The sequence below is a fragment of the Actinosynnema sp. genome, assembly GCF_052038725.1.
Window position 1 is genome coordinate 1 of sequence record NZ_JBQGCX010001537.1, and the last position, 1,956, is coordinate 1,956.

The following is a 1,956-nucleotide window of genomic DNA, read 5'->3' on the forward strand; positions in this document are numbered from 1 at the left end:
CCCCTCCCGTCGTTCACGGGCCCGGTGCGGGCCGGTCAGCCGTTGACGGGCCCGATGTAGCTGCCGGGCCGGGTGGCGCCGTCCTGGAGCGCGACGGGGCCGAAGGCCCACGGCAGGTCGACGGTGGCCGTCGTGTTCGGCGGGGTCACCCGGAGGGTCTTGACGTCCCACGGGTCGGCGGAGGCGGGCAGGAACGACAGGTAGCTGGTGGCCGCCTCGCCGGGCTGGAGGGTGACCTCGGGCGTGGTGTCGCTGGAGCGGGTGAGGTCCCAGGTGTGGCCGTCCGCGCCGACGAGCTGCGCGCCGGGGAAGCCCGACAGGGTGCAGGCGGTGTCGCCGGTGTTGGTGATGACCACCGGGAGCTTCTTCTGCGCGTCGCCCTGCGGCTTCCCGGTGGACGGGGTGAGGCTGGCGCACTCCGCCGCGGCGGCCTGCCCGTCCCCCGCCTGCCCGGTCGGCGCCTGGCTCGACGGCGCGGGCTCGGTGGAGACCACCGCCGAACCGTCGCCCGACCCGCTGCCGGGTGAGGCGCTGCCGGGCGTGGACGACCCGCAGGCCGTGACGGCGGCGCAGGCCGCGAGCAGGCTGACCATGGCGGTGGTGCGGGTGGTGCGGCGCATTCCGCGTTCCCCTCGTCGACGTCGGTTGCGGCCACCGGGTACCCGTTCCCTCACCAGGCGTACGCCTCCGGCGCCGGCTTGCTGCCGTTCGGGCCCGGCGCGGGGAACAGCTCGTCCAGCTTCGCCAGGACCTCGGCGTCCAGCTGGATCTCCACCGCCCGCAGCGACCCGTCCAGCTGCTCGACCGTGCGCGGCCCGACCAGGGGCGCCGTCACGCCCTCCTGGTGCAGCAGCCACGCCAGGCCCACGTGCGCCGGGTGCTCGCCCAGCTCCTCGCACAGCGCCTCGTACGCCTCCAGGGACCGCTCCAGCTTCGCCAGGTCGCCCTTCGCGTAGTCGTCGACGCCCCGGTTGGCCGTGCCCTCGCGGCGCTTGCGCAGCACCCCGCCGAGCACCCCGCCCGCCAGCGGCGACCACGGGATCACGCCCAGGCCGTAGTGCCGCGCCGCGGGCAGCACCTCCAGCTCCGCGAACCGGTTCGCCAGGTTGTACACCGACTGCTCGCTGACCAGGCCGAGGAACCCGCGCGAGCGCGCCGCCTCCTGGGCCTGCGCGATGTGCCACCCGGCGAAGTTGGACGACCCGAAGTAGACGACCTTGCCCTGCTGCCGCAGGACGCTGAACGCCTCCCAGATCTCCTCCCACGGCGTGGACCGGTCGACGTGGTGCATCTGGTACAGGTCGATGTAGTCCGTGTTCAGCCGCCGCAGCGACGCGTCGCACGCCTTGCGGATGTGCAGCGCGGACAGGTGGGTCTCGTTCGGCCAGTCGCCCATGCTGTTGTGCGCCTTGGTGGCGATGACGGTCTTGTCCCGCCTGCCGCCGCCCTGCGCGAACCACCGGCCGATGATCTGCTCGGTGACGCCCTCGCCGGTCTTCCAGCCGTAGACGTCGGCCGTGTCGAAGAGGTTGATCCCGTGCTCCAGGGCGCGGTCCATGATGGCGTGGCTGTCGGTCTCGGACGCGACCGGGCCGAAGTTCATGGTGCCCAGGCAGATCCGCGACACGGAGAGGCCGGAGCGCCCCAGGTGGGTGTAGTCCATGCGGCACAACATCGCACCCGGTGGATCTTGGTCGGCGCGTGGGGTTGGGCCGGGCCTCAGGACAGGGCCAGCAGCTCCCGCACGCGCGCCGGTCGCCAGGACAGCTCGGCCGCCAGGGCGGTGACGGCGGCGTCCCGCGCGGGGCCGTGGGCCGCCTCGAACGCCCCGCGCAGCGCGGCCGGTTGCTCGCCGGGGTGCCCGGCCAGCGGGCTCGGCTCGAACTCCGGGGACGCGCGCAGCCGCAGGTGGGCCCGGCCCGCCGCCGAGTCGGACAGCAGGCCCAGCTCGTGGCA

The 1,956-nt window shown here is 74.3% G+C and carries 2 protein-coding genes and 1 pseudogene; all 3 read right to left on the reverse strand.

The features are described from left to right. Positions 1–35: 35 nt before the first annotated feature. Positions 36–620, reverse strand: a complete 585-nt coding sequence (locus ACTUAL_RS32285; protein WP_096496869.1) for a DUF4232 domain-containing protein — start codon at positions 618–620, stop codon at positions 36–38. Positions 621–670: 50 nt separating this feature from the next. After that, positions 671–1,663: an aldo/keto reductase gene (locus tag ACTUAL_RS32290; RefSeq protein WP_096496870.1), complete on the reverse strand. Its 993-nt coding sequence runs from the start codon at positions 1,661–1,663 to the stop codon at positions 671–673. A 56-nt stretch (positions 1,664–1,719) separates the two neighbouring features. Then, positions 1,720–1,956: pseudogene (locus ACTUAL_RS32295) on the reverse strand (DNA-binding protein); the annotation flags it as partial.